Annotated in this window: 23 protein-coding genes; 7 read left to right on the top strand and 16 right to left on the bottom strand. The window is 68.9% G+C overall.

Annotation, left to right across the window (positions count from 1 at the left end; genetic code table 11):
* Genes RT97_RS03085 through RT97_RS03075 form a run of 3 tightly spaced genes read left to right on the top strand, consistent with a single transcriptional unit; the run spans position 1 to position 3212 of the window.
* A complete protein-coding gene (locus tag RT97_RS03085; RefSeq protein WP_042577322.1) occupies positions 1–1035 on the top strand; it encodes a MerR family transcriptional regulator in 1035 nt (344 codons plus the stop codon).
* Positions 1036–1069: 34 nt separating this feature from the next.
* On the top strand, positions 1070–2284 hold the full coding sequence (locus RT97_RS03080) for an acyltransferase family protein (RefSeq protein ID WP_042577321.1): 1215 nt from the start codon (positions 1070–1072) through the stop codon (positions 2282–2284).
* A gap of 40 nt (positions 2285–2324) precedes the next feature.
* On the top strand, positions 2325–3212 hold the full coding sequence (locus tag RT97_RS03075) for an EamA family transporter (RefSeq protein ID WP_042577320.1): 888 nt from the start codon (positions 2325–2327) through the stop codon (positions 3210–3212).
* Here the strand turns inward: RT97_RS03075 and RT97_RS03070 are convergent.
* The 13 genes from RT97_RS03070 to RT97_RS03010 all read right to left on the bottom strand — a co-directional run bounded on the left by RT97_RS03070 (position 3209) and on the right by RT97_RS03010 (position 15303).
* Complete coding sequence (locus tag RT97_RS03070) at positions 3209–4141, bottom strand: fatty acid desaturase family protein (protein WP_042577319.1); 933 nt, start codon at positions 4139–4141, stop codon at positions 3209–3211. The genes RT97_RS03075 and RT97_RS03070 overlap by 4 nt on opposite strands.
* A gap of 61 nt (positions 4142–4202) precedes the next feature.
* A complete protein-coding gene (locus RT97_RS03065) occupies positions 4203–4871 on the bottom strand; it encodes a GntR family transcriptional regulator (RefSeq protein WP_253278113.1) in 669 nt (222 codons plus the stop codon).
* A 20-nt stretch (positions 4872–4891) separates the two neighbouring features.
* Positions 4892–6169 (bottom strand): NAD(P)/FAD-dependent oxidoreductase, encoded by a 1278-nt coding sequence (locus RT97_RS03060; protein ID WP_042577317.1) that lies wholly within the window; start codon positions 6167–6169, stop codon positions 4892–4894.
* Positions 6166–6414, bottom strand: a complete 249-nt coding sequence (locus tag RT97_RS03055; protein ID WP_042577316.1) for a (2Fe-2S)-binding protein — start codon at positions 6412–6414, stop codon at positions 6166–6168. Before RT97_RS03055 ends, RT97_RS03060 begins: the two co-directional genes overlap by 4 nt.
* Positions 6411–7514 carry an NAD(P)/FAD-dependent oxidoreductase gene (locus RT97_RS03050; RefSeq protein WP_042577315.1) on the bottom strand — a complete coding sequence of 368 codons (1104 nt, stop codon included), beginning with the start codon at positions 7512–7514 and terminating at the stop codon, positions 6411–6413. The genes RT97_RS03055 and RT97_RS03050 overlap by 4 nt, the downstream gene beginning before the upstream one ends.
* A gap of 11 nt (positions 7515–7525) precedes the next feature.
* Positions 7526–8461: a 4-hydroxyproline epimerase gene (locus tag RT97_RS03045; protein WP_042577314.1), complete on the bottom strand. Its 936-nt coding sequence runs from the start codon at positions 8459–8461 to the stop codon at positions 7526–7528.
* A 17-nt stretch (positions 8462–8478) separates the two neighbouring features.
* Positions 8479–9621 carry a branched-chain amino acid ABC transporter substrate-binding protein gene (locus RT97_RS03040; RefSeq protein ID WP_042577313.1) on the bottom strand — a complete coding sequence of 381 codons (1143 nt, stop codon included), beginning with the start codon at positions 9619–9621 and terminating at the stop codon, positions 8479–8481.
* Positions 9622–9657: 36 nt separating this feature from the next.
* Complete coding sequence (locus tag RT97_RS03035; RefSeq protein WP_042577312.1) at positions 9658–10572, bottom strand: dihydrodipicolinate synthase family protein; 915 nt, start codon at positions 10570–10572, stop codon at positions 9658–9660.
* Between the two features lie 151 nt (positions 10573–10723).
* Entirely contained in the window at positions 10724–11428 is a 705-nt protein-coding gene (locus RT97_RS03030) for a glycine zipper 2TM domain-containing protein (RefSeq protein WP_042577311.1), read from the bottom strand.
* A gap of 121 nt (positions 11429–11549) precedes the next feature.
* The gene (locus RT97_RS03025; protein WP_253278112.1) at positions 11550–12524 is read right to left on the bottom strand and encodes a tripartite tricarboxylate transporter substrate-binding protein; all 975 of its coding nucleotides are present in this window, start codon (positions 12522–12524) and stop codon (positions 11550–11552) included.
* Positions 12525–12558: 34 nt separating this feature from the next.
* Entirely contained in the window at positions 12559–13764 is a 1206-nt protein-coding gene (locus RT97_RS03020; RefSeq protein WP_042577309.1) for a M20 aminoacylase family protein, read from the bottom strand.
* Positions 13765–13858: 94 nt separating this feature from the next.
* Entirely contained in the window at positions 13859–14719 is an 861-nt protein-coding gene (locus RT97_RS03015) for a pirin family protein (RefSeq protein ID WP_042577308.1), read from the bottom strand.
* On the bottom strand, positions 14716–15303 hold the full coding sequence (locus RT97_RS03010; RefSeq protein WP_042577307.1) for an NADPH-dependent FMN reductase: 588 nt from the start codon (positions 15301–15303) through the stop codon (positions 14716–14718). The genes RT97_RS03015 and RT97_RS03010 overlap by 4 nt, the downstream gene beginning before the upstream one ends.
* A 128-nt stretch (positions 15304–15431) precedes the next feature.
* Between RT97_RS03010 and RT97_RS03005 the strand changes: the two genes are divergently transcribed.
* Entirely contained in the window at positions 15432–16403 is a 972-nt protein-coding gene (locus tag RT97_RS03005; protein WP_042577306.1) for a LysR family transcriptional regulator, read from the top strand.
* Complete coding sequence (locus RT97_RS03000) at positions 16400–16876, top strand: FKBP-type peptidyl-prolyl cis-trans isomerase (RefSeq protein ID WP_042577305.1); 477 nt, start codon at positions 16400–16402, stop codon at positions 16874–16876. Before RT97_RS03005 ends, RT97_RS03000 begins: the two co-directional genes overlap by 4 nt.
* A 9-nt stretch (positions 16877–16885) precedes the next feature.
* On the opposite strand, the gene RT97_RS02995 is transcribed toward RT97_RS03000, so the two are convergent.
* Entirely contained in the window at positions 16886–18487 is a 1602-nt protein-coding gene (locus tag RT97_RS02995) for a CYTH and CHAD domain-containing protein (RefSeq protein WP_052810538.1), read from the bottom strand.
* Positions 18488–18660: 173 nt separating this feature from the next.
* On the opposite strand from RT97_RS02995, the gene RT97_RS02990 reads away from it, so the two are divergent.
* Together RT97_RS02990 and RT97_RS02985 are read left to right on the top strand one after the other, a co-directional pair.
* Positions 18661–19083 carry a VOC family protein gene (locus RT97_RS02990; protein WP_042577304.1) on the top strand — a complete coding sequence of 141 codons (423 nt, stop codon included), beginning with the start codon at positions 18661–18663 and terminating at the stop codon, positions 19081–19083.
* A gap of 155 nt (positions 19084–19238) precedes the next feature.
* Positions 19239–20297: a pirin family protein gene (locus tag RT97_RS02985; protein ID WP_172672147.1), complete on the top strand. Its 1059-nt coding sequence runs from the start codon at positions 19239–19241 to the stop codon at positions 20295–20297.
* Positions 20298–20442: 145 nt separating this feature from the next.
* On the opposite strand, the gene RT97_RS02980 is transcribed toward RT97_RS02985, so the two are convergent.
* Together RT97_RS02980 and RT97_RS02975 are read right to left on the bottom strand one after the other, a co-directional pair.
* Positions 20443–20733, bottom strand: a complete 291-nt coding sequence (locus tag RT97_RS02980; RefSeq protein ID WP_042577302.1) for a YciI family protein — start codon at positions 20731–20733, stop codon at positions 20443–20445.
* A gap of 97 nt (positions 20734–20830) precedes the next feature.
* Positions 20831–21778: a tripartite tricarboxylate transporter substrate binding protein gene (locus RT97_RS02975; RefSeq protein ID WP_437184087.1), complete on the bottom strand. Its 948-nt coding sequence runs from the start codon at positions 21776–21778 to the stop codon at positions 20831–20833.
* Between the last annotated feature and the right edge of the window lie 68 nt (positions 21779–21846).

Here is a 21846-nt window from a genome sequence, read left to right as displayed (position 1 = left end):
GTGCTGCTCAAGGTCGGCGAACTCGCCAGGCACACCGGCCTCACGGTGCGCACGCTGCACCACTACGACGCCATCGGGCTGCTCGCCCCCTCGGCGCGCTCGGACGCCGGCTACCGGCTCTACAACGCCGCCGACGTCGGCCGGCTGCACGCCATCCAGGCGCTGCGGCTGCTGGGGCTTCCGCTGGCGGAAATCGGCGGGCTGCTCGGCGCCGAAAGCGGCGCGTTGCCCACGATCATCCAGCGCCAGATCGCATCGCTCGACCAGCAGATCGCAGAGGCCTCGGTCTTGCGCGAGCGGCTCGCCCTGCTCGAGGAGCGGCTCGCCGAAGGCGCCCAGCCCGACATGAAGGACTGGCTCGTCACGCTGGAGCAGATGACCGCCTACGGCCGCTATTTCAGCCCCGCCGAGATCAAGTCGGTCATGGCCAACTGGAGCGCCGTGGCCGGCCAATGGCCCCCGCTCATCGCCGAGGTGGCCGCGCTGATGGCGCGCGGCGTGCCATCCGATGCGCTCGAGGTGCAGCCGCTCGCCTTTCGCTGGATGAACCTCATGGGCCAGTGGATGGACGGCAACTACGACCTCATCACGCGGTGGGGCGAGATGTACCGGCGCGAACCGGTGGCGCGGCGCGACGAGGGGCCCTCGGCCGAACTGATCGACTACATCGGCGAGGCCATCGGCCTGCGCATGGCCGCGCTGCTGCGCCACCTGGACACCGAGGACCTCGCGCGACTGGGCAAGCCGCCAGAGGACGAATGGCGCCGGCTCGGCGAAGAGCTCGCCGCTCTTCAGGCGCGCGGCCTGCCGCCGCAAGATGACGCGGTGCAGGCCATCGCGCTCGCCTGGGTGCGGCTCTTCGATGCCTTCACCGACCACGACCCGGCGCTGGCCGCCCGATTGATGAAGGCCATGGCCACGGAGCCGGTGCTTCAGGCCGCCGCCGTGGTGAACCCGGCGGTGCGCGACTACCTCCTTCAGGCCATCGCCGTGCTCCGGCAAAAAAGTCCGGCGCCCGGCCCCGCCACCCCTTGACCCTCACGTTGCGTGAGGCCCAACAGTCGGCCTCATGAACAACGCACACAACCCCCAACGGCTCCACGCGCTCGACAACCTCCGCGCCCTGATGATGTGGCTCGGCATCGTGCTGCACGTGGCCATCAACCACCTCACCGTCGCTTCGCCGCTGCCCTGGCGCGACCCGAAGACCTCGCCGGTGGCCGACATGCTGCTGCTCTTCATCCACAGCTTCCGGATGCCGGTGTTCTTCGTGCTGGCCGGCTTCTTCGTCGCGCTGCTGGTCGCGCGGCGCGGCGCGGACGGCATGCTGAAGAACCGCAGCCTCCGGCTCGCGCTGCCCTTCGCGGTGTTCTGGCCGCCGCTCTTCGTGCTGACCACGGTGCTGGCGATGGTCTACATCCACCTGACCGTGCGCGGCGTGCCGGGCATCGACACCGCGCTCACCCCCGCGCGCCAGCCCGGCGGCTCGCCCTTCAACACGATGCACCTGTGGTTCCTCTACCAGCTGTTCTGGTTCAGCGCTCTGGCCTGGGCCGGCGTGCGGCTGCAGCGCTTCGTGCCGATGCGGGTGCGCGATGCGGTCGCCCGCGGCTTCGCCGTGCTCGCGGAACGCCGCTGGGGCTTCGTGGTGCTGGCGCTGCCGCTGGCGGTGACGGGCGCCTTTCATCCGTCGGGCATGGTGATGGAAAGCGGCTCGTTCCTGCCGCCGTTCACCGAGTGGATGCAGAGCGGCCTGTTCTTCGTGTCTGGGTGGTACCTGCATCGCGATAGGGATCGCCTGCTCGCGCTTTTCGCTGCGCGCTGCAAGGGCCATGCGCTGGCCGGGCTGGTCTTCTTCATCGCGACGATCGCGCTGCTGGGCGCGCTGCATGGGCCCGGCGCGCACCGCCTGCCCCACCCCGAGTTCTGGATCGCCTTCGCCTACAACGCGACCTCGTGGCTCTGGAGCCTCGCGCTGATCGGCGGCTTCGTGCGCTACCTGCCGCGCCAGAACGCGGTGCTGGCGTACCTCTCGCAAAGCTCGTACTGGGTGTACCTGGTGCACATGCTGGGCACCATCGGCTTCGGCATCCTGCTGTTCAATGCACCGCTCGGCGCGGTCGCGAAGATGGGACTCAACATCGCGGCCACCTCGCTTGCCGCGCTCGCGAGCTACCAGCTGCTGGTGCGCTGCACGCCCGTCGGCACGCTGCTGAACGGTCGGCGCGCCGGAAAGCGCTCGGGCGCACAGCCGACGAAGGCGCGCGCCCTGGCCGCCAAGTGATGCGAAAGAACAGGCCGGGCCAACGGGCTAAATTCGGCCCATGACCAGCCGAACCACCGACGTTCTCCTCACAGCCACAGCGCCTGCCATCTGGGGCAGCACCTACATCGTCACCACCGAGCTGCTGCCCGCGAACTACCCGCTGCACGTTGCGCTGCTGCGCGCATTGCCGGCGGGCCTGCTGCTGCTCCTGATCGTGCGCCAGTTGCCCGAACGCGCGTGGTGGGGCCGCATCTTCGTGCTGGGTGCGCTGAATTTCTCGATCCTCTGGGCGATGCTGTTCCTGGCGGCCTACCGGCTGCCGGGCGGCGTCGCGGCAACGATCACGTCGATGCAGCCGCTGTTCGTGGTGTTCCTCGCCAGCTTTCTTCTCGCCTCGCCGATCCGCATGTTGTCGATCGCCGCGGCCGTGATCGGCATCGGCGGGGTCGCGCTGCTGGTGCTCACGCCGAAGGCCGCGCTCGATGCGCTCGGCATCGCCGCTGCCGTGGCGGCCGCGGTGTCGATGGCCTTCGGCACGGTGCTCAGCCGCCGCTGGCAACCGCCCGTGTCGGCGCTGACTTTCACGGCGTGGCAACTGACCGCGGGAGGATTGCTGCTGCTGCCGGTCGCGCTGCTGCTGGAGCCGCCGCTGCCGGCGCTCACCCTGCAGAACTGGGTCGGCTTCTCCTGGCTCGGCCTGGTGGGCGCCGCGCTCACCTACATCGTGTGGTTCCGCGGCGTGGCGCGGCTGGAGCCCTCGGCGGTCGCGCCGCTGGCCTTCCTGAGCCCGGTGACGGCGGTGATCCTCGGCTGGGCGCTGCTGGGGCAGAGCCTCTCGGTGCTGCAGGTCGCGGGCATCGGCATCGTGATCGCGAGCATCTGGCTGAGCCAGCGTGCGCAGCGCGGTGTGCAGCCCCCGGTGATCGCGCGGCCGGCGACCCGCTAGGCGGGTTGTGCCGCCGTCGCCTGCTTCAGCAGGTGCAGGTAGCCGGGCTGCACTTCCATCCGTTCCGTGATGCCCCGGCGCAGGAGAAGGCGATGCGCCTTCGGCAGCGCCCAGCAGGGCAGGTTGGTGAACACGTGGTGTTCGCAGTGGTAGTTGACCCAGTAGGGCGCGATGAAGATGCGCTCGACGAGGTTGGCATGCGTGGTGCGCGCCTGGCGCAGCGGGTCGGCCTCGTTCTGCGCGATCAGCGCGTGCTCGGCGATGTTGCGCACGCGGCTCACGAGCGGCAGCCAGGTCGCCATGGGCAGCAACCACATCAGCACCCAGGCCCACCAGTAGCCAGCCAGCGCAAAGGCCAGCAGGCCGAGGCCGTTGCCGATGAGGAAGCGCTTGTCTTTCGCAAGCTCGCGGCCGAACACCTTGAGCGCCGATTCACCCGGCGCGCGATTGCGGATGCCCTCGGCGATGTGCCCGAAGCGTTGCTTGTAGAAGGTCTGCCCGCTCAGGTCGCGCACGACCTTGCGCCACATCGATTCGCGCGTGATCGGGAAGGGCGCCGACAGCACGAGGTCCGGATCTTCGGTCTGCTGCACGAAGCGGTGGTGTTGCAGGTGATAGGGCCGGTAGTCGCGCAGCGTGGAAGAGCACAGCCAGTGGCCCACCCAATCGTTGACCTTGCGGCTGCGATGCAGGCCCGCATGCGCCGCGTCGTGCATGAGGATGAAGAGCCCCAGTTGCCGCGCGCCGACGATGGGCACCATGAGCGGAACGGTCCACGGCCACGCGATGCCCGCGAGCATCGCCGCGCCGATCACGCCCCAGCAATGCGCTACGAGCCACAGGCCCTTCCATGACGAACGGCGGGTGAGCGATTGCCACTCTTCAGGGGTGAAGAAGTCTTCGGGTTGGGCGCGGGGTGCGACGGCCATCGGGCCAGTATGCGCTGGGGGCCGCGGCAAATCACGCGTAGTTCCCCCGTAGTCCTTCGACCTATTTGTCGATGATCTTGCGGGCGAAAAGCTCCAGGTAATCCATGAGGCGATCGGCGCCCGCGACCGCCGCGGCTTCATCGCCGGTCGCGATGCCTTGAGCCAGTTCGAGGTGCGCGTTCGCGCCCTCGACGATCTCGCCTTCGTGCTGGTAGGCGTACCAGAAGCGACGGCACTGAACGATGGGCGGGATCACCGCCTTCACCGCCGAATCGTTGTGGCTCGCCTGGTGGTTGACGAGGTCCAGCGCGTGGTCGGCGCGCATGTAGTCGGTGAGGTCGCCGCGGCCCGCGGCCTCGACCATTTCTTCGGCGCAGCGCACGATGTCCCTGCGCTGCAGCGCGGTCGCGCGGCGGGCCGAGCAGGCCGCGATCAGCCGCTCGAGCACGCGCCGGGTCTGGATCACGTCCAGATGGTCGGCCAGGTCGATGGCCGACACCAGCAGACCGCGGCGCGGCTGCTGCACGATGAGCCCGATCGACACCATGCGCATCAGCGCCTCGCGCACCGGCGTGCGGCCCAGGGCGGTGCGCTCGGCGAGATCGGCCTCCACGATCTGGCTGCCGGGTTCCAGCTGCATGGTGGACAGCAGCGTCTCGATGGCGTCGTAGGCCACGTCGGCGGCGCGGCGCTTGGGCGGGGGGCGGAGGGGGGTCTTCGGGGCGGCCATGGTTTTCGTCGGATTCGGCCTCATTGTCGGGCGTCGCCTTCGCTCGATAGGCCGGCCAGCGTCGCGATGCGCACCGGCGACAGCGGCGGGCGCGGCGCGGGCGGCGTCCAGCCGAAGAGGAACTGCGCCACGTCGCCGCACACGCGGCCCTGGCAGGCGCCCATGCCGCAGCGGCGGTGGAGCTTGGCGTCGGTCCAGCCGGTGCAATCCACAAGGGCGGAAAAGGGCACGTCTTCGCAGCGGCACACGAGGGTGTCGGGCTGCGGCATCTGCCTGATCGCGGGGGCCAGCGCGAAGCTGCGGTGCAGCTGTGCAGCGAGGGCATCCCAGCGGGCGCGCTCGGCTTCGTGCCGCTTCGCCGCGCGTTCATTGCCGACGGCTGCATAGCCGGCGATGGTGCCCTGCGCGAGCGCGCGTTCGCTGCCGCCGAAGCCGGTGCATTCGCCGGCGGCGTAGACGTCGGGCAGGCTGGTGAGCTGCCGCGCGTCGACGGCCAGCGCCTGCGTGCCTTGGGCTGCGAGGGCGCAGCCGAGCAGGCGGCCGAGCTGGGTGTTGGGCGTGAGGCCGAAGCCGCAGGCCACGCGGTCGCAGGCGATCGCCACTTCGCGGCCGCCCTGGAGAAGCCGGACCGATTCGACCTGGGTGCCGCCCTGCACCGAGACGATGCGAGACGACGTGCGGTAATGCGGATCGGCCAGCGTCACCGACTGCGCGGCCTTGCCCGGCCAGCGCCAGAGGTTCGCGGCAAAGCCCGCGACTGCCGCGAACGAAGCCTGCTCGGCAATGCGCACGACCTTCGCGCCCGCAGCGCGCGCCGTCGAAGCCGCGGCGAGCAACAGCGGCCCGCTGCCCGCGATCACGATGCGTTCGCCTTCGACCGGCAGGCCCGCCTTGATGAGCGCCTGCAGGCCGCCCGCGCCCGTCACGCCGGGCAGCGTCCATCCCGGAAAGGGCAGCAGCAGTTCGCGCGCGCCGGTGCAGAGGATCAGCTTCTTCCACTGCATGCGCCAGCCGCGCTCGGCGTCTTCGAGCAGCAGTTCGTTGCGCGCGGGCGCGGCGATCACGCGCGTGCCGCTGCAGACGCGGATGTTGGCGTGGCGGGCGAGTGCATCGCGCCACTTGCGCGCAGCCGTGGGCAATGTGGCGCCGGGGCCGTCGCGCCAGATCTGCCCGCCGGGCGCGGGGTTGTCATCGGTCACGACGATGGATGCGCCGCTCGGCGCAGCAGCGACTGCCGCCGCCATGCCGGCAGGGCCCGCGCCGACGATCAGCACGTCGCACTGTTCGAGCGCGGTCATTCCGAGGTCTCCACGCGCATGCCTTCGCTGCAGACGGTCTGGCAGGCGAGCCTGCGCCGGCCGTCGATCGACACGCGGCATTCCTGGCACACGCCCATGCCGCAGAACGGCGCGCGCGGCTGGCCCGTGACGGAGGTTCGGGCCACGCCGATGCCACCCGCCACGCGCAACGCGGCAGCGACAGAACTGCCCGCCTTCACGCGCACGAGGTTGCCGTCGATGTGCAGCAAGGTGTGGCTGCTCATGCCATCTCCAGCAGGCCGCGCGGCGCATAGGGCGCGGCATCGAATTCAGGTGCGGCCCCGGTCATCAGCGCCGCAAGCAAGTGCGCGCTGCCCGGCGCGGTGGTCACACCCAGGCCTTCGTGGCCGACGGCGAGCCAGAGCTTCTCGCGCCACGGGTGCTTGCCCAGCAGCGGCAGGCCATCGGGCGAGGCGGCGCGCATGCCGGTCCACGAACGCACTGCGTTGAGGTTCGCGAGCCCCGGCAGGTAGTCGAGCGTGCGCTGCAGCATGCGCGCGAGCATCGGCGCTTCCACTGCCGGATCGGTCGTATCGAACTGGCGCGAAGAGCCAACCAGCAATTGCCCCGTCGGCCGCGGCTGTACGTTGAACGCCACCGAGTCGCCGTCGCTGTGGTGCGCGCTGGTCACGTAGCCGAGCTCGACGAGTTGGTGATGCACCGTGCCCGGATAGCGGTCGGTGATCAGCAGGTGGCCCTTCTTCGGGCGGATGGGGAGTTCGGGGCAGAGCGTCGTCGCCTCGATGCCGTTGGCGAGCACGACCTGCGGGGCGGTGCGGCGGGTGCCGTCGGTGAGCCGCAGCGTGCCGTCGTCTTCGATGGCCTCGACCTTCGCGTGTTCGATGCGGATCGCATCGCCGCCTTGTGCGAGCAGCCAGCGTGCCGCGTTCGGCGCGTAGAGGATGCCGTCGCCGGGCACTTCGAGCGCGCCCGCGAGGCCTTTGCGCAGCGCGGGTTCGGCGCCTGCCAATGCGGCCGCGTCGAGCAGGCGGCTCTCGATGCCGTCCGCGCGCAGGCGTTGCTGCTTGCGTTCGGCCTCGGCCATTTCTTCTGCGTTCGCCGCGATCCAGAGCGTGCCGCAGGCGCTGTAGGCGCAGTCTTCGGGCATGTGCGGCGCGAGGGCGCGCCATCGCGCCGTCGAGTCGCGGCTCAGTGCGAGCTCGGCGGGGTTGTCGTCCATCACCACGAGGTGGCCCATGCCAGCGCCCGTGGCGCCGCCGATGCGCGCATCGAGCACCAGCACCCGGCGGCCGGCCTGCGCCAGCGCGTGGGCGCAGGCGGCGCCGACGATGCCGGCGCCGATGACGATCACATCCGCGTCCATGCGAGCCGGCGTCAGAGCCGGATGCCCCATCCGAAGGGGTCTTCGTCGTCGACCAGCAGCGTGGCCTCGGCGCTGATGTGCGCGCGGCCGCGCAGCGTCGGGATGATCTTGTTGCCGTCCATCGTGTAGCTGGCTTCGAAGCGGCTGCCGATCACGCTGGCCTGCGTCCACGTTTCGCCGGGCGCGAGCTTGCCGTCGGCGGCCAGGCACGCGATCTTGGCGCTGGTGCCGGTGCCGCAGGGCGAGCGGTCGTAGGCGTTGCCGGGGCAGAGCACGAAGTTGCGGCTGTCCGCGCCGTCGTCGTCGTCGGCGAAAAGTTCGATGTGATCGATCTCCGCGCCGTCCGTTCCCGTGATGCCCTGCGTTGCGAGCGCGCGGCGCAAGGCGGCCGTGTAGTCGGTCAGCGCCGCGAGGTTGTCGCTCGCCACGCGCTGGCCGTGTTCGCTCACCAGGAAGAACCAGTTGCCGCCATACGCCACGTCGCCGCGCACCGTGCCGTGGCCCGGCAGATCGACCGCCACCTGGTGCAGGTGCCGGTACGCCGGCACGTTGCGCACACTCACCGAACCGTCGGCATGCAGCGTGGTCGTGACCGCGCCCACGGGCGTTTCGATGCGGTGCTCGCCCACGCCGATGCGACCCATGTGCGCCAGGCTCGCGACCAGCCCGATGGTGCCGTGGCCGCACATGCCCAGGTACCCGGCGTTGTTGAAGAAGATCACGCCCGCGGCGGCGTCGGGCGAGACGGGCTCGCACAAGAGCGCGCCGACCACCACGTCGCTGCCGCGCGGCTCCAGCACCGTGGCCGCGCGCCACTTGTCGTGCCGGTCGGCCAGGAGCGCACGACGCTCGGCCATGCTGCCGCCCCCCAGGTCGGGGAACCCGCCGATCACAAGGCGCGTGGGCTCGCCGCCCGTGTGCGAGTCGACGATCTGGATGCGTTGCATGTTCTGGCGTCTTCCGTTCAATAGCTGGCGATGGGAACCGGGGCGGCGTTCTTGAAGGTGAACACCGTGATCGGCGCCTGCTTCATGTTGCCCTTGTCGTCATAGGCGTAGGTGGCGGCCACGCCCTTGTAGGTGTCCTTGTAGAGCTGCGCGCCCACCTTGTCGGGGTCGATCGAGTTGGCCTTCTTCATCGATTCGCCGATGAACAGCACTTGGTCGTAGTACGAGGCGGCATACGCGTCCGCATCGACGTTGAAGCGTTTCTTGAACTTCTCCTTGAACGCCGGGCCGCTCTGGGCCTTCTCGAGGATGGAGCCGCCCTGCGCGCAGTACACCAGGTCGTTGACCGCGTCGCCGCCGAGCTTGCCGGTGGCGGGGCTGCAGACGGTGTCGCCGCCCAGCAGCTTGCCGGGCACGGCCAGCTGCTTCATCTGGCGCGCCATCGGTGCGGCCTGCGGCGCATAGCCGCCGAAGAAGATCGCCTCGGGCGCCTTGGCCTTCATGTTGGTGAGGATGGCGGTGAAGTCCACGGCCTTGTCGGTGGTGAACTCCTTGCCCACGATCGTCAGGCCCTGCTTCTGCGCTTCCTTGGTGAACTCTTCCGCCAGGCCCTGGCCGAAGGCGGTGCGGTCGTCGATCACGCCGACCTTCTTGACCTTCAGCTCCTTGGCTGCGTACACGGCCATGCTGGAGCCGATCTGGTTGTCGCTCGCGATGATGCGGTAGAGGTTCTTGTAGCCGCCCTGTGTGACCTTCGGGTTGGTGCCCACGGTCGAGACCATGGCGCCGCCGTCGCTGTAGATGCGCGAGGCCGGAATCGCCACGCCCGAGCAGTACGGGCCCATGACGAACTTGACGCCGTCGTCCACGAATTTCTGCGCGACGCTCACGCCGGTCTTGGCGTCGCACTGGTCGTCTTCGGAGACCAGCTCGAACTTCAGCGTCTTGCCGCCGACGCTGAGCTTCTTGGCGTTGAGCTCCTCGATCGCGAGGCGCACGCCGTTTTCATTGTCCTTGCCCGCGAACGCGTTGGGGCCCGAGAGGGGGCCGCTGTGGCCGATCTTGACGACCTGCTCCTGCGCATCGGCCTGGCCCGCAACGGCGAATGCCGCGAGACCGACGAGACCGAAAAAGGGAACCATGCTTGCTCTTGTCTTCATGTTTCTTCCTAGGTTGGGACAATGAAAGGGCGGTGATCAAACAACCGATTGGTACTGCGCCGGCCGCGTGGCGAGCGCCTTCTTCACGATGCGCTCGATGAAGGCGCGCTCCTCGCCGATGAGCGGCAGGCGCGGGCGGCGCATGTGCTCGGTGCCCACGCCGACCAGCAGGTCGATGAGCTTCAGGTTCTGCACCAGCTTGGTCGATACATCGAGGTGCAGCATCGGCGTCATCCACTGGTAGAGCTTGAGCGCCTCGGCGAACTTGCCAGCTTTCATCAGGTCGTAGAGCGCCACGGTTTCGCGCGGGAACGCGCAGCCCACGCCGGCCAGGAGGCCGTCGCAGCCGAGCGCCAGGCCTTCATAGGCGAGGTCGTCCACGCCGAGGAACAGCTGGTAGCGGTCGCCCACCGTGTTGCGCAGGTCGGTGATGCGGCGGATGTTGTCGGTGCTCTCCTTGATGGCGGCTATCCATTCGCAATCGGCCAGCTCGACCATGTGCTCGGGCTTCAGGTCCACGCGGTAGGCCACCGGATTGTTGTAGACCATGATGGGTTTCTGCGCGGCGTTGGCGATGGTGCGCACGTTGAGCATCGCCTCGCGCGCGTCGGCCACGTAGATCACCGAGGGCATCACCATGAAGCCGGCCACGCCGAGCTTGTTGGCGCCGTCCACGTAGCGCAGCGCTTCGCGGGTGCTGGTTTCCGACACGTTGGCCAGTACCGGGATGCGGCCGTCGGCGGCCTCGAGCGCGATCTTGGCGACCTGCAGTTTTTCCTCGAGCGTCAACGTGCTGGCTTCACCGAGCGAGCCGCAGGTGACCAGGCCGTGGATGCCGTTGCGGATCTGGAAATCGATGTGGCGCGCCGTGCCCTCGGCATCGATGCTCTCGTCGGCGTGGAACTTGGTGGTGATGGCGGGAAAGATGCCTTGCCAGCGGGGATTGCTCACGTATTGCTCCTGGGGGATGACGGTGGGAAAGGTCCGCACTTTAAATATATTAAGGATATATCGTCAAGCAGCGCGTGGGGCAAGCGCTCTTCCGTGGCACGTGGGTTGTGTGATATCGCCGGGCAGAGCGCGCGAGCCGCCGGCGCAGCGCCTACTTGTGGCCGTCCGCCGGGCGCAGCAGGCCTTTCCGGAGCGTGACCGGCTTGCCGATCGGCGGTGCGGTTTTCGTCTCGACCGTGCGCAGCGAGCCGTTGTCCATCCGCACCGCGACCTCGTAGACCGTGACGGTGCGCACGTGCTTCTCGACCTCGTTGCCCGCGAAGCCGCCACCCACCGCACCCAGCACGGTGGTCGCGACGCGGCCGTTGCCGTGGCCGAACTGGTTGCCGACCAGGCCGCCCACGACGCCACCAGCCACGGCGCCCACGCCCGTGGTGTTCTGCGCGCGCCTTTGCACCGGGCGCACCGATTCGACATGGCCGCAGACGGCGCAAGGTGGAGCGGGAGGTGCGGCAGCCGCCACCGGAGCGGGCGCCACGCCGGGGCCTGGAGCCTGCGCAGGTGCAGCGGCCATGACCTCCGGTGCCGTGCCGGCAGCCACCGGAGGCGCGGCCGGCACGGGTGCAGGCGGCATCGCTTCAGGCTTGAAGTCGTCCGGCGCAGTCGGCGATCCGGCGGGCGAAGCAGGCAGGGCCGCAACGGCCGGTGGCGGCGCGCCCGCGTCCTGGCGATGCAGCAACACGCCGCCGAGCGCCGCGACAGCCACGGCCAGTGCGCCGATCACGGCCCACAGGACCTTCGGCGACCTGCTCGCGGGTGCGCCCGAAGGCAGGTTGGATGGCGAAATCGAGTCCATGAAAAGTCTCCCGGGGGTCCGGGGCGGACACCCCGGCAGTCACCAAGGAGCATGAGCGCGGCGGGCGCGTTGTCAATTGACCGGCGTCCTACATGCGGCGCCGGGTGCCGGCCCCACCGGCTCAGTCGATCTTCGCGCCCGACGCCTTCACCACCACGCCCATCGCATCCCAGTCCGCGCGCAACAGCTTCTGGAACTCTTCCGCGCTCTGGCTGCGCGGCTCCACGCCCAGGCGCTTGAAGCGTTCCTGGATCGCCGGGTCGGCCAGCACCTTGTTGGCCGCGGCGTTGATGCGCTCGACCTCGGCCTTGGGCGTACCGGCGGGTGCGAGCAGGCCGATCCACGAATCGAAGGCGTAGCCCGGCAGGCCGCTCTCGGCCACGGTCGGCAACTTCGGCAGGAACGGGCTGCGCGACTGGCCGGTGGAGGCGAGCAGCTTCATGCGCGCGTCGTCCTGGAAACCCATCACGCCGATGCTCGATGAGATGACGGCCTGCACCCGGCCCGCGAGCACTTCGTTGACGGCCTCGCCGGTGGACTTGGTGGGGATGTGCGTCATCTGCAAGCCGGCCTTCGCGAGGAACGACGCCATCGCCAGGTGCGTGGCGCTGCCGTTGCCGGCCGAGGCGTAGTTGTACTTGCCCGGGTTGGCCTTGACCTCCTTGATGAAGTCGGCCGTGTTCGACACGTTCATGCCGCTGGCCACCGCCAGCACGTAGCCCGCGTTGCCCACGTTGGCCACGCCGACGAAGTCCTTGAGCGGGTCGTAGGGCAGCTTGCTGTAGAGGAAGGCCGCGATGTTGTGGCTCGCGGCCGCGAGCACCAGCGTGCTGCCGTCGGCCGGCGCCTTGGCAGCGATGGCCGCGCCCACGGTGCCGCCCGCGCCCGCGCGGTTCTCCACGATGGCGCTCGCATTGAGCGCCGCGCCCAGTTCGTTGTTGAAGGCGCGCGCCACCGTGTCCTGCACGGCGCCGGTGCCGAAGGGCACGATGATGTGGATCACGCGCTGCTGCGCATGGGCGGCGCCCAAGCTGCAGAAGGCCACGGCGGCAGCAGCCGCAGCCAGCGAACGTCGGGTGAACAGGGTGGAAGTCATCGGGGTGGCCGCTTTCATCGTCAACAGGAAAAAATTAAGTACCCGACGGCAGCCAGCGCTGCACCAGCTTCACGAAATAGCTGGCACCGATCGGGATGATCTCGTCGTTGAAATCGAACGAGGTGTTGTGAATGATGCAAGGGCCGGGCCCGTGGCCGTCGAGGCGGTGGTCGCCGTCGCCATTGCCGAGGAATGCATAGCAGCCGGGCCGCGCGAGCAGCATGTGCGCGAAGTCCTCGGCGCCCATCACGGCGGGGAAGTCGTCGGTGACCATGTCGTCGCCCACCACCTCGCGCATCACGCCCGCGGCAAAGCGCGCCTCGGCCGCATGGTTCACGGTCGGCGGCGACGAGCGGTTGAAATACACCTCGGCCGTGCATCCGTGCGCCGACGCCACGCCGGCCGCCACTTCGCGCAGGCGGGCCTCGATCTTGTCGATGGCCTCGATGGAAAAGGTGCGGATCGTGCCGCCGACCGTCGCCACATCGGGAATCACATTCGGCGCATCGGAGCCCTGCAGCTGTGTGACCGCAAGCAGTGCGCGCTCGGTGCTCGGAATGGTGCGCGCCACGATCGTCTGCAGCTGCTGCGCGAGCGTGACCACCGCGGCCACCGGATCGATGCCCGTGTGCGGCATCGAGGCGTGCGTGCCGCGCCCGCGCACGGTGATCCTGTAGGTGTTGCTCGAGGCCATCAGCGCGCCTTCGTTGAGCGCGAAGCGGCCCACGTCGCCGACCGGGAAGTTGTGCAGCCCGAAGACCGCGTCGCACGGAAAGCGCTCGAAAAGGCCCTCGTCGATCATCTTCTTGGCGCCGGCCTTGCCCATCTCTTCCGCGGGCTGAAAGATGAAATGCACGGTGCCGTCGAAGTCGTCGGGACCTTGCTGCGACAGGTGCCACGCGGCGGCCAGCAGCATGGTGGTGTGGCCGTCGTGGCCGCAGGCGTGCATGCGGCCGGGGTGGGTGGACTTGTGGGCGAACTCGTTGGCTTCGTTGAGCGGCAGGGCGTCCATGTCGGCGCGCAAGCCGATGGTGCGGCTGCCCGTGCCCTTGCGCAGCACGCCGACGAGGCCGGTGCCCGCGATGCCGCGGTGCACTTCGATGCCCCATTCGGTCAGCAGGCTGGCGACCTTCTCGGAGGTGCGGTGTTCTTCGAAGCCCAGCTCGGGGTGGGCGTGGATGTCGCGTCGGATGTCTACGAAGCGGGCGGCGTGGCTGGCGAAAGCGTCGACGAGGTTCATGGCGGGTGGGGCTGCGGGAGAGTCGTTCGAAGCGAACGATTCTGGCGCAGCCGCCCGCGGGGCGCACGCTGGTTTGCTCTGGGGCTGCGCCGGGTCAGCCCAGTCGGCCTTCCTGCCGCAGCTTCGCGCCGATGCGCCGGATCTCGGCTTCGCCCTGCGCCAGCGCCGCGCGGCTCGTGTGGACCGAGTAGTAGCCCGTCACCAGGTCGTGCGGATGCTTCACCGCCGAGCCCAGCACGAACGACGTGTCGCCGCGGGCCGTGAAATCGATGGCCTCGCCAGACTCCTCGAACACTGCGAGCTCGCCGGTGGCGATGGGGCCGCCGGTGTCGTCGCCCGCATCGAGCCCGCCGCCATCGACCGCGACCCAGCCGACCGTGTGACCGGCGGGCGGCGTGTAGCGCCAGTGCTCGCCGTCCTTCAGTTGCACGGCCAGGTAGTTCATCGATGCCGGCGCCGGAATGGGGCTCTGTGCCGCGCCATGGCGCCCGAGCAGCACCCGCGCCGGGCCCTCCTGCGGCACCTGCGAGGGCGTGAAGTAGATGCTTTGCGCCGGCGCGTTTTCTTCCGAAGCCGGCAGGGCCACCCAGAGCTGGAACCCGCGCATGCGCTTGACGCCCGGCGCGGGTCCGCCGGTGTGCCAGACGCCGTTGCCGGCGCGCATCCACTCGACGCCGCCGCCGTGCAGCACGCCCTGCTCGCCCGTGGAGTCTTCATACAGCGTGTCGCCTTCGATCAGCCAGGTCAGCGTCGCGATGCCCGAGTGCGGGTGCATGCCGAAGCCCTTGCGGTCGCCATCGATGTCGAGCTTGAACAGGTCCAAGAACACGAAGGGTTTCAGGAACTCGCCCAGGTCGCCCGGGCTCATGAGGCGCGTGATCGGTCCCTGCTGCGCGCCGCGCGTGCGGTAGACAATGGCGCGCGCCTGTGCGGCAACTTCCACTGCGGCGGTCATGCGGCTTCCCTCGCGGTCTTCAGCGCGCGGGTCCACCACGCCAGGTCGTCCAGCATGCCGTTGGCGGCCTGCCCGAGGTGTGGAAAGTCGTCGAAGCTCTTGCCTTGTTGCCAGATGCCCAGGAACTCGACCATGCCGATGTGCACGGCGTTGCGCACCGGCGCCATCTGCATCTCGACGGCGACCAGCCGTAGCTGTTCCACCGCACGCGCCGCGCCCACGCCGCCGTAGCCCACGAAGCCGATCGGCTTGCGGATGAATTCCTTGTAGGCCCAGTCGATCGCGTTCTTGAGTACCGCGCTCGGGCCGTGGTTGTATTCGGGCGTGACGACGACCAGCCCGTCGAAGGTGGCGAGCTTGGCCTGCCAGCGCTGGGCGGCCTCGTTCTTCACCGGACCCCAGGCAGGCGCGCCGGCTTCGTTGAAAAAGGGCAGCGGATGGTCGCGCAGGTCGACCAGCTCGAAGGCGAGATCAGTGCGCTGTTTCGCGATGTCGTGGATCCACTTTGCGGGCTTCTCGCCGAAGCGGCCTTCGCGGGTCGAGCCGAGGACGATGCCGATGAGGGGTTTTTGCTGCTGGGTCATGGAATGCTCCTGAATGGGGGGTTGGCTGGAGGCTGTAAAGCCATGACCTGAAGGTTAGGGTCGCACCCATTGATCGACTAGACGGTAGAGTCGGATTGCACTCGTCCATCCATCGAAGGAATCCACCCATGCTCGACCTCAACGACATCGCCATGTTCGTGCAGGTGGTGCGCTACGGCAGCTTCGCCGAAGCCGCCCGGCGCCTGGGCCTGCCGCCCAACACCGTGAGCCGGCGCATCCAGCAGCTCGAGGCGCAACTGGGCACCCGGCTGATGCAGCGCTCGACCCGCAAGCTCACGCTCACGAGCGCAGGGGAGGCGTTTCACGAACGCTGCGCGGGAGCGGTCGATGGGCTGGTCGAGGCCGGGCAGGCGCTGATCACCGGCAGCCAGGAGCCGAGCGGGCTCGTGCGCGTGGCGGCAACGGCGGATTTCTTCGACTTCTTCCCGATGGAGTGGGTGGCCGACTTCCTGGCGGCGAATCCGCTGGTGCGCGTCGATTTCGTGCTGAGCGATGCGAAGGCCGACCTGATCGGCGACCAGATCGACGTGGCGTTCCGCGGCGGGGCGCTGCCGGATTCAGGCTTCGTCGGCCGCAAGCTCCTGGGGCCTCGCACGGACGGACTGGTGGCGAGCCCCGCATACATCGCCGCACGCGGGGCGCCCGCCACGCTGCAGGAGCTGGCGGACCACGATTGCGTGACCGCGGCGCACCCCAGCGGACGCGCGACGTGGCACGTGACCGGGCCCGATGGCGTGGACGAAGAAGTGCAGGTCAGCGGGCGCTTCAGCGGGAACACCGCACAGGCGCTGCGCAAGGCGGCGTTGGCCGGTCTTGGCATCGCGCTGCTGCCGCCGTCGATGGGGCGGCTCGACGTCGAGGCGGGGCGCCTGGTGCCGGTGCTGCCGCAATACCAGCGCACGGGGCATGGGTTGAGCGTGCTGTATCCGAGCCGCAAGCACCTGCCGTTGGCGGTGTCGGCGTTCATCGGGATGGTCACGGAGAAGCTGAGCACGGAAGAGACGCTGCCCGCGGCGTTCAAGTCGTGGGAAAACCCGGCGCCGACGGTGAATCGATTTCCACAGAAAATGCCCCGATGAAAATCGAAAAAGACACCGTCGTCACCATCAAGTACAAAGTCTCCAACGCCCAGGGCAAGCTCATCGAAGCCAGCCCCGAGCCGATGGCCTACCTGCATGGCGGCTACGAGAACACCCTGCCCAAGATCGAGCAAGCGCTCGACGGCCAGGAAAAGGGCTTCCAGACCGTCCTGAACCTCGCCCCCGAAGACGCCTTCGGCCAGCGCGACGAGGCGCTGGTGCGCACCATCCCCAAGACCGAATTCCCGCCGGGCGTGAAGGTGGGCGGGCAGCTCCAGGGCCGGCTCGACGACGGCACCGAGCACGTCTTCACCGTGACCAAGATCAAGGGCCCGGTAGTGCTGCTCGACGGCAACCATCCCTGGGCCGGCAAGGCGCTGAAGTTCAGCCTGCAGGTGACGGACGTGCGTGCGGCGCTGCCGGTGGAGATCGAGCACCGGCATGTGCATGGTGCGCACGGGCACCATCACTGATCCTTCGCATCAGCCCGAGCGCGCCGCCTTGGTCCAGAACCGCGGCGCGTCATCGATTCCCCCCAGCGCCTTGCGGCATGCCTTCGCATGGACCCCGTGCCGCGCGCTGAACCACCCCACCGCAAACCAAGCACGCCCATCGCGCGCCGCGGCTTCGCGGTAGAGCGCGAGCGCGACGGCTTCGTCGTTGAATTCACCCAGCGCGTCCTGCGCGGGGCGCAGGTGTTTCAGGTAGCGCTCGGCGGCTGACGACGACTTTTCATCGGCGTCGAACAGCGGGGCGGCGAACTCGGCGAGGTAGCGCAGGCGCTTGAGCCGCTTGCGCACGCGGTGCTGGCTTTCGGTGTCGAGCGAATCGAAGCGCTTGCCGTCGCGCACCGCCTGTTTGTGAAGGTGCTGGAGGCGCTTGCGCAGGAAGCGGCGGGCGTCGTCGAGACTCATCGCGGCCGGCGCGGAAGGGGTTTCGTCGGTGGCCTTCGGCGCGGCTTCCGGTTCCGGCGCTGCCGCGGTGAAGCCGATCAACGAAACCAATGCCGACTGGAACGCCGGCGCGCGCACGACCTCGCCGGACGACCGCGCATCGGCCGCCGCGTCGCCACCCGCCAGCGGATCGAACTCCGGCGCGCCCGCTTCGCGCAGTTGCGGCTGCGCGAGCTTCACCACCTGTTCGCGGTCGCGCAGCTCGCCGAGCGCGCGGAAGGCCTCGACCAGCGGCGGCTCCCATCCGGTCGCATCGAAAAGTCCGGAGTTCGCATCGAGGCCCGCCAGTTCGCGCAGCGCGGTGCGCAGGCGCCGGATGCCGATGCGCAGTTGGTGGATCTGCTCTTCGTCGGTGCTGCCCGCGGCGATCTCGCTGGCGTTGGGCAGCATCTGCGCAAGGCACGACGCGACCACGGCCTGCTGGATGGCGCGGCCGTCGGGCTTGTCCTTGCCTTCGGGAAAGCGCGGTGTCTCGGCCTTCACGGCCGGCACGACTTCGACCTTCGCCAGCAGCCGCGCGCCGCGCTCGGCCTTGGAGACGGTGCTGAACCACAGCCCATGCTGCTGCGACCACCGGCGCGCGAGCGAAACGAGCCCCTGCACGTCGCCCCGTTTGAGTTCGAGCTCCAGTTCGCACACGGGCGATTCGGACTGCTCCGGCGTACCCGCGAAGGCCACGACCTTGCCAACGTCGAGCGCCATCTCCACGACCGCGCCGCCGGGCCCGGTGACGCGCACGTCGCGCGTGAGCCGCACGATGTCGGTGGATTGCCGCTCGACGAGCGGCGCACCGCTCGCAGCCAGCACCTTGGCAAGCCGGTCGCCCACGGGCGTGCCCTGGTGACGTTGCGGATCGACGCTCGGCGATGCGCCAGCGGTGCCGAGGTCGACGTTGTGCTCCAGCCGATGCAGCGCGTTGTCGCCCGTCGCCTTGACGGTCTGCACCCAGCGCCGCCCTTCCTTGCGCAGCCGCAGCACGATGCCCTCGGCGGCAAGCGCCTGGTCGGCGGTGTCGAAATAGCGCGCTTGCAGGCGGGTGCGCACGACGGTGCCGCGCCGCAGCGCCGCCTCGACGGCCTTCAGCCGATCGGCCGGGATCTGAAACTTGAACTCGATTTCCATGGCGGCCATGATGCCCCGCCTTCTTCGACACACACGCAATCTCCCGAGGGCAGGACCGGGCAAAAACAAGTAGCCGAAAAATCATGTGGACGCCGTCCATTTTCTTTGGTATCTTTTGTGGACGGTGTACACAACACGCCGGCAAACCTCGGTTCCAACCCTTCATCGACACAGGAAACACCATGGCCAACAAGCAGATCTTCGTGAACCTCCCCGTCAAGAACCTCGAGAAGACCAAGACGTTCTTCGCCGCGCTGGGCTACACCTTCAACGAGCAGTTCACCGACGCCAATGCCGCGTGCATGGTGATCGAGAAGGACAGCATCTTCGCGATGCTGCTGGTCGAGGACTACTTCAAGACCTTCACCACCAAGAGCATCACCGACACCAGCACGAGCACCGAAGTGCTGGTGTGCCTCTCGTGCGAGAGCCGCGCCGAGGTCGACGCGCTGGTGGCCAAGGCGGTGGCCGCAGGCGGCACCACGCCGCGCGCACCGCAGGACTACGGCTTCATGTACGGCCACGGCTTCCAGGACATCGACGGCCACCTCTGGGAGCTGATGTACATGGACCCGAACGCGGTCGTCCAGCACCAGAACTCCTGAAGCCCCGGCGCCGAGGAACAAGAGCCATGCCCATCGTTCCATACGCGCTCTTCACTGTTGCAGGGAAGGCCTCTACCGGAAGGCGGAGGCGCCCCGATATTCCATCCATTGGCACGGCATCATCGGCCGAGCCCCCCATGGAAAGGAATACCGACATGTCCGACAACAACAAGGGCCCCATCGTCCAGGTCAAGCCGCTCGGCTTCCCCTGGCAGACGATCGACCCGTTCCTGTTCTGCGTCTATCACGACGACGCCTACCCCAAGGCCAACGGCCGCATGGGCCCCGAGGCGTCGCTGTCGGGCCGCCAGATCGGCCAGGACTTCAGCCGCAAAGACGGCTGGAGCATGTACCACGGCGACACGGTGCCGGGCTTTCCCTCGCATCCGCACCGCGGCTTCGAAACGGTGACCATCGTGCGCAAGGGCCTCGTCGACCACTCCGACTCGCTGGGCGCCACCGCGCGCTTCGGCGGCGGCGACGTGCAGTGGCTCACGGCCGGCAAGGGCATCGTGCATTCGGAGATGTTCCCGCTGCTCGATGCAGGCGCGCCCAATCCGCTGGAGCTGTTCCAGATCTGGCTCAACCTGCCGGCAAAGAACAAGATGGCCGAGCCGCACTTCACGATGTTCTGGTCGGACGCGATCCCGCGCTTCGCCTCGGACGACGCCAAGGGCGGCCGCACCGAGGTGGCCGTCATCGCGGGCCGGCTCGGCGACGCCGCCAACGGACAAGACCCGATCCAGCCGCTGGCGCCGCCGCCCGCCTCATGGGCGGCGCAGGCCGATGCCGACGTGGCGATCTGGACGATCAGGATGACGCCCGGCGCGCAATGGACGCTGCCTGCCGCCACGGGCGAAGGCACGCGGCGGATGCTCTATTTCTTCAAGGGCGGGGCAGCGCAGATCGGCGGCGAGCGCATCGACGGGCCGGCGGCGGTCGAGTTGCGCGCGGATGCGGCCGTCGAGCTGGTCAACGGCGACGACGAGAGCGAGTTCCTCGTGCTGCAGGGCCGCCCGATCGCCGAGCCGGTGGCGCAGTACGGCCCCTTCGTGATGAACACGCAGGCCGAGATCAGCCAGACCATGGCCGATTACCGCCGCACGCAGTTCGGCGGCTGGCCCTGGGACGACTCGGCCCCGGTGCACGACGCCAAGGCCGCGCGCTTTGCGCGGCACCCGGGCGGGCGCGAAGAAGTACCGACCGCGAAGTAAGACCACCCCCGTCTTTGGTCTTCTTCGAGAAACACCGAGGAACCGGCTCCGCCGGGCCTCGGGTGTTGCCTCCGGCAGGGGGTTAGCGAAGCGGCACGAAGCGCGCGCAGCCTGGCGGCGCGCCCAACCCTTGGGGCGAGCCCTGTCAGAACGTCTTCAATGCCTCGATGCTCGGGGCGGTCATGCTGGGGACGAATTCCGTCACGTCCATGCGCGCCACGCCACCCTGCACGAACGGGTCGCGCGCCAGCACCGCTTGCAGCGACTCGCGGTCGCCCGACCGCGCGAGGATCACGCCACCCGTGCGCGGCACCTGCCGGCCCGACGCCACGAAGAGGCCGCTCTCGTAGTGCTTCTTGAGCCAGACCATGTGCGAGTCCATCAGCGCATCGACTTCTTCGAGAGGGCGGGTGTAGGTGAGGGTGACGATGAACATGGGCAGGATGGCGTGAATACGGAAAGCCCCAATCCTATGCCTTGGCTGGGTACCCAACGCGCGCAAGTGTGCGCGCGCGTAACCGCGCCCCTCGCGCCTATTCGATCGCCACACCGCCTTCTTTCACCAACTTCGCGAATCTGGCGGTTTCCTCGCGAATCTGCCTTGCCATGTCTTCCTGCGAGCCGCCCAGCGGCTCGGCGCCGATGGCCTGCATGCGCTGCGCGAAGTCGGGCGACCGGATGATCTTCACCATCTCGGCATTGAGCCGCGCAACGATGTCCTTGGGCGTCGCGGCCGGCGCGAGCACGCCGAACCAGGTGCCGATGTCGAAGCCCTTGAGGCCCGCCTCCTCCAGCGTGGGCACGTCGGGCAGCACCGACGAGCGACGGGCCGTGGTCACGGCCAGCGCCCGCAGCTTGCCGCCCTTGATGTGCTGCAGCACCGGCGTGATGGTGTCGAACGACATGGCCACCTGCCCGCCGAGCAGGTCGGTGGTGAGCGGGCCGCTGCCCTTGTAGGGCACGTGCAGCAGCGTGGTGCCCGTGCTGGCCTGGAACTGCGTGCCGATCAGGTGCTGCGCGGTGCCGTTGCCGTTCGAGCCGTAGGCCAACTTGTCGGGCGTGGCCTTGGCGAGCGCGACCAGCTCGGCCACGTTCTTCGCGGGCGTGTTGGCCGGATTGATGACGAGCACGTTGGGCACCATCGCCACGACGGTGATGGGCGCCAGGTCTTTCTGGAAGTCGTAGGGCAGCTTCTTGTAGACGCTCGTGGCGATGGTGTGGTGCACCGCGCCCATCAGCAGCGTGTAGCCGTCGGGCTTGGCCTTGGCGACGTAGTCGGCGCCGAGCGTGGCGCCCGCGCCCGGCTTGCTCTCGACCACCACCGGCTGGCCGAGCGACTGCGAGAGCTTGTCGGCCAGCGCGCGCGCCAGCACGTCGGTGGTGCCGCCCGCCGGAAACGGCACGACGAGGCTGATCGGCCGCGTGGGCCATGCGCCCGGCTGCGCAAAGCTGAGCCCCGCGACGCCGAGGCCCAGCGCCATCGCGCCTGCCTGCAGCATCGTGCGACGCCGACGCGCGCTCCGGGTGAAAGTGAAAGCTGTCATGGTCT

The organism is Variovorax paradoxus (assembly GCF_000834655.1).
Lineage (GTDB): Bacteria > Pseudomonadota > Gammaproteobacteria > Burkholderiales > Burkholderiaceae_C > Variovorax > Variovorax paradoxus_F.
The sequence above is the reverse complement of the archived record's forward strand: the minus strand, read 5'-3'. Positions and strand labels throughout refer to the sequence as shown.